Annotated in this window: 5 protein-coding genes; 3 read left to right on the top strand and 2 right to left on the bottom strand. The window is 60.7% G+C overall.

Going from position 1 to position 5,029, the window contains the following annotated elements; translation table 11 throughout:
• Nucleotides 1–50: 50 nt before the first annotated feature.
• Nucleotides 51–1,619, bottom strand: coding sequence for an SIR2 family protein (locus ACKUUH_RS16985; protein ID WP_407951075.1), 1,569 nt, complete (start codon nt 1,617–1,619; stop codon nt 51–53).
• A 338-nt stretch (nt 1,620–1,957) separates the two neighbouring features.
• On the opposite strand from ACKUUH_RS16985, the gene ACKUUH_RS16990 reads away from it, so the two are divergent.
• The 3 genes from ACKUUH_RS16990 to ACKUUH_RS17000 all read left to right on the top strand — a co-directional run bounded on the left by ACKUUH_RS16990 (nt 1,958) and on the right by ACKUUH_RS17000 (nt 4,759).
• Entirely contained in the window at nt 1,958–3,082 is a 1,125-nt protein-coding gene (locus tag ACKUUH_RS16990) for a DJ-1/PfpI family protein (protein WP_407951076.1), read from the top strand.
• Between the two features lie 82 nt (nt 3,083–3,164).
• Nucleotides 3,165–4,211 (top strand): methyltransferase domain-containing protein, encoded by a 1,047-nt coding sequence (locus tag ACKUUH_RS16995; RefSeq protein WP_407951077.1) that lies wholly within the window; start codon nt 3,165–3,167, stop codon nt 4,209–4,211.
• Between the two features lie 278 nt (nt 4,212–4,489).
• Nucleotides 4,490–4,759 (top strand): hypothetical protein, encoded by a 270-nt coding sequence (locus ACKUUH_RS17000; RefSeq protein ID WP_407951078.1) that lies wholly within the window; start codon nt 4,490–4,492, stop codon nt 4,757–4,759.
• A gap of 69 nt (nt 4,760–4,828) precedes the next feature.
• On the opposite strand, the gene ACKUUH_RS17005 is transcribed toward ACKUUH_RS17000, so the two are convergent.
• Nucleotides 4,829–5,029 (bottom strand): sigma factor-like helix-turn-helix DNA-binding protein (locus ACKUUH_RS17005; protein ID WP_407951079.1); only part of this gene is annotated, 201 nt, incomplete at its 5' end.

Raw genomic sequence — 5,029 nt, forward strand, 5'->3', positions numbered from 1 at the left:
CTTCAATTGACGGACTCTACTCAAATCTGGAGGAAGTTCAGGGGCTCACGTCAGATTAAACCGTTTTCCTCGATATAGCGCGCAAACTTCTGGATCTCATCCATACTTGGAATATTTAGATCGACCTCAACGAAGCTTTGATTTCCCATTCTCGCTTCGACCGAAGCTCGGCTGGTCTCGAGCAAAACAGAGCGAACTGACGCAACAACCATCAAATCAGAACGGCCAAGAGCCAACATCGACGTGACAAGCGATTTAAAGCTCATCACGTCATCGAACATCAGCAGCATCTTGCCTTCGAATAGCTGAACAAATGAAATTATGTCCCCTGCATTTTCCGGCTCCCGACGAACCCGAAATACTCTGTATCCACGCGTCGAATAAATATACGCGACTTGATCGAGAAAGATGGTCTTACCGTTCCCTACGTCACTGTGGACCAACACTGGCCTCTTCTGACCGCTGGCCTGCCTGACCCGAACATAGTGGGCGTTCGCTCGAGATACCGTGTACGAACCGACCCCATCGCCCACGTCACTGTTTGACAACTTCTCTAAGACCAAGCGACCTGCAACGAACAGGTCCCTTATATCCTCTGACGAAACTGCAGCCTTAGGCGCAGGGGAGAAAGCCAGCTCTTCCATGACAGCAGGAAGACTGATCCTTGTTCTCTCTGCCCCTCCCGCAAACTCGTCCTTTAGGTGCTCCGCAAGCCCTGACGTGCCCAGGAGATGAAGCTGACCAAATCTTTCTAGCCTACGACGGATCGGCCGCCTTTCATCCGCAATGTTCACAAAATGAATTTTTTCGGACATGCCTGCGGGCAAAGCCATCAATGATCGCCGGATATCCAAGTCATTCATGGAGAAACCGACGAACACCACGTTGTCTGCTGAAAGGATGTCGTCATAGAACCTGCGGTACCAGACACTCGTCCGAAAAGGCGAGTTATCTCTTTGCCTTTCCGTCAGCAAGAAACGGTTGCGAAACTCATGCGGCGAAGATCGGTTGATGTTTCCGTAAATATGTACAAGTTGAGTTACGTTTTTTATCGGCCGCTCCACAGGGTCGGCCGTTTCTTTCGTTGTGTAGCTTTTACCCGTCAACCCGCAGATCTGCTCAACTGCATTGTCGTAATTACTCGTATATATGCGATACCATGGCTGACAAACAATTACCCTTTGGGCCCGGGTTACCGACTTAACATCAAAATTGTTGTAGAGCAGGGTGACCGTGGCCTCATCGCCAAAGGTGGCAGCATACTCTTCTGCGGCGGCGTCAAGATCGTATCCGCTGATGTCCTGCTCTCCGCATTTGGCGAGCATATATTGTAAAAGGCTCTGCACGTCCTTGACCTGCTCCCCCGCTGAATTTGTCGCCTCAGCGGAGAAACCGGAACCTAAGAAAAGAATACTGTTACCCGCACGAATTTCTTGTATTGACGGCAGCATCTTCCCCTCCTGTGCAGTCAAAACCCCACAAAAGATTAAGTTAGAACATGATGAATATCTATAGCGAAACACACCCACCATATCGTCTTGCAAGAATAATCTTTTGGGAATCAAGACTTGCACCAACGCGACGCCAACTATTTCTGCCGCGTTAGTCTCTGCGATCACACTATCTCTCTCCTGCTTTTGATTAGATATCTGCACGCTCCCGTTTTGCTCCTCAGCGTCAGACGGAAAACAGTTTACGACCATCAAGAACGCAACGGAGCCCGAGCATTGCTTCGTCGCTTGTTGGCCTTCCGCTGCTCCTCCCGGCGTTCAAACTCGAAAACCCACCGAACCTTTTCGTTCGCTTGCACGAGCTGTTTCCTCGCCCTCACAGTGACGGGCGTGAGGCACATGCCTCTCCCCTTTGGCAGAAAACACGCGCTCCCTGTCCTTTCCGCCTGAGCCTTCCCGCGCGAGCATGAGGCATCGTCTGACACGACCTTGCAGGAGGCCTCACCATGCGCGGACAAGGCATCGCCATTCCCTTTCTCTTCTTTTTTCTGCTCGGCCTGATGATCGCCGCGACGGCGGCGGACGCGGCAGCGCCCTCGCCCGCCGCGCCGATCGGACCGAAGCCCGGCCGCGAGCGCGTCATCGTCGCCGTGACGGCGCTGAACGAAGGCACGGAGGTGACGGACTTCCTCGTGCCCTATGGCATTCTTTCGGAAGCGGGCGCGAAGGCGGTGGCCGTCGCACCGAAAGCCGCGCCCGTCGCTTTCTGGCCGGCGGGCCGGATCGAACCGGACATGGACTTCGCGCGTTTCGACGCCGCTTACCCTGAAGGCGCGGACATCGTGATCGTGCCCGCGATGCACGACCCCGAAGACGAGGCAATGCGCGGCTGGCTCAAGGCGCAGGCCGCGAAAGGCGCGCTGATGGTTTCGATCTGCGAGGGCGCGCGGGTGCTGGCGGGCACCGGGCTTCTGGACGGACACCGCGCCACCGGCCATTTCTGGGAGCATGACGCCCGCGCCGACGACTTCGAGGCCGTGCGCTGGCAGCGCAACATCCGCTATGTGGTGGATGGCGACCGGATTTCGTCCGCGGGCGTGAGCGCGTCGCTTCCCACCTCGCTGATGCTCGCCGAGCGCATCGCCGGGCGCGAGCGCGCGAAAGAGATCGCCGCGCATTACGGCGTGGCGGACTGGGGCGCGGAACACAACAGCGACATCTTCGGGATCGGCATGAGCGAGATGGCGACGGCGCTGAAGAACCTGTTCTTCGGCTGGCCGCGCACGCAGATCCTGGTGGCGGCGCAGGACGGCGTGAGCGAGGTGGACCTCGCCTTCCCGCTCGACTTCGCGGCCCGGAGCTGGCGGAGCAGCGCGGGCATATTCGCGCCCGGCGGCAAGGCGGCGACGCGGCACGGGCTGACCTTGCTCCCCGACGAGACGGGCAACCCGCCCGAAGGCGCGCGCCTCATCCGCCTGCCCGGCGATGCGGGCGAAGCCGACCTGACGCTGGACGACCCGGCAATGCTGCGCGAGGACATGCTCGCCTGGATCGAAGGGAAGTTCGGCGCCGGCACCGCGCGCTTCGTGGCGATCCAGCTCGAATATCCGGACGCGGTGGAGGTCAGATGACCGCTCTCCGACTTGTGACTGGACGGTGAGCGGGTGCCCGTGCAGGTTGGAGCCTCGCAGAACAGTCGGAGCGGAGCGGCGCATGACCATCGAGAGCGTGAAGGAATATTACGGCCAGACGCTGAAAGGCTCCGGCGACCTCAAGACGGATGCCTGCTGCGACCCGAGCGCCATGCCCGAGCATGTGAAGGGCGCGCTGTCGCTCATCCATGACGAGGTGCTGACGCGCTATTATGGCTGCGGCCTCGTGATCCCCGAAAAGATCGAGGGGATGCGCGTGCTCGATCTCGGCTGCGGCGCGGGCCGCGACGTCTATGCGCTGGCCCGCCTTGTGGGACCGGAGGGCTTCGTGGCCGGTGTTGACATGACGCCCGAGCAGCTCGCCGTCGCAAAGGCCCATATCGGCTGGCACATGGAGCGCTTCGGCCATGCACGGCCCAATGTCGAATTCCACGAGGGCTATATCGAGCGGCTTGGCGAACTCGGCCTCGAACCGGGAAGCTTCGACATCATCGTCTCGAACTGCGTCGTGAACCTCTCCTCCGACAAGCGCGCCGTGCTCGAAGGCGCCCGCGCGCTTTTGAAGCCGGGCGGCGAATTCTATTTCGCCGACGTCTATGCCGACCGCCGCCTCGACCCGAAGCTCGCGCAAGACCCGGTGCTGCTCGGCGAATGCCTGGGCGGCGCGCTCTACTGGAACGATTTCCAGAACCTTGCGAAGCAGGCGGGCTTCGGCGATCCCCGCCTCGTGACGAGCCGCCCCCTCGAAGTGCAGGAACCGGCGATCCGCCGGGCGCTGGGCGCGGCACGCTTCTTCTCCGCGACCTACCGGCTCTTCAACATCGAGGGGCTGGAACCGGCCTGCGAGGACCACGGCCAGGCGGTGATCTACCGGGGCGGCATTTCGCATTCGGAAGACGTGTTCCTGCTCGACGGCCACCACAGGATCGAGAAAGGCCGGATTTTCCCGGTCTGCGGCAACACTTTCCGCATGTTGAAGGAAAGCCGCTTCGCGCCGCATTTCGACTTCATCGGCGATTTTTCGCAGCATTTCGGCATTTTTCCGGGCTGCGGCACGCAGATGCCCTTCAGTGAGGAAGGCGGCGAGAGTTCCGGGGCCTGCTGCTGAGCGGGGAAGCCTTGTAATCCCGCGTGAGCGCCCCATATAGGTCATACCGAGGCACTTCAGCGCGCAACGCGCGGCAGGAGGGCCGCCCGGCAAAGCCGGGGTCCGGAAGGGCCGGTAATTCATTTCGGTGCCCGACCACGGATGTAATGGCGAAGCAGCAGGAATGATTGGGACAAGGCCGGGCACTCCCGGCCTTTTTTCATTTGAAGGCTCCTCCGCACGGGATCTGGCGAGGGGCGCATCGATGCGACCACCCAGACCCGAAAGGAGCCGACCCCATGTCATCCAGAAACGCCGCCCGCGGCAAGGCCCTCTTCAAGGAAGCGCCGGCCCAGGCCCGCGCCACCAAGGCCGACAAGACGACGGAAGCCGCCCGCGCCGTCGCCGACGCGGAAACGCGCGAGCGCGCCGTGAAGACGGAGAAGCTGCGCGCGCTCCGGCTCGAGAAGGAAGCGGCCGACGCGAAGGCGGCGGAAAAGGCAGCGGCCGCAAAGAAGAAGCCCGCGCCGAAGAAGAAGGCGAAGGCGGAAGAGACCGAGACGGCGTAAGGCCGGTTTCGAAAAAGCAAAAAGCCCGGGACTTTCGTTCCGGGCTTTTTGTTTTGGCGTCGCGCCGCCTCAATTATCGAGGAACGAACGCAGCTTCCGGCTCCGCGACGGATGCTTCAGCTTGCGGAGCGCTTTCGCCTCGATCTGGCGGATGCGTTCGCGCGTGACCGAGAACTGCTGGCCCACTTCTTCCAGCGTGTGGTCGGTGTTCATGCCGATGCCGAAGCGCATGCGCAGCACGCGCTCCTCGCGCGGCGTGAGCGAGGCGAG

The organism is Parvibaculum sp., assembly GCF_045863935.1.
Taxonomy (GTDB): Bacteria; Pseudomonadota; Alphaproteobacteria; order Parvibaculales; family Parvibaculaceae; genus Parvibaculum.

Bases quoted from the DNA above. Each gene is read 5' to 3' on its own strand.
- ACKUUH_RS16990 (WP_407951076.1), top strand. From the start codon at position 1,958: ATGCGCGGACAAGGCATCGCCATTCCCTTTCTCTTCTTTTTTCTGCTC.
- ACKUUH_RS16995 (WP_407951077.1), top strand. From the start codon at position 3,165: ATGACCATCGAGAGCGTGAAGGAATATTACGGCCAGACGCTGAAAGGC.
- ACKUUH_RS17000 (WP_407951078.1), top strand. From the start codon at position 4,490: ATGTCATCCAGAAACGCCGCCCGCGGCAAGGCCCTCTTCAAGGAAGCG.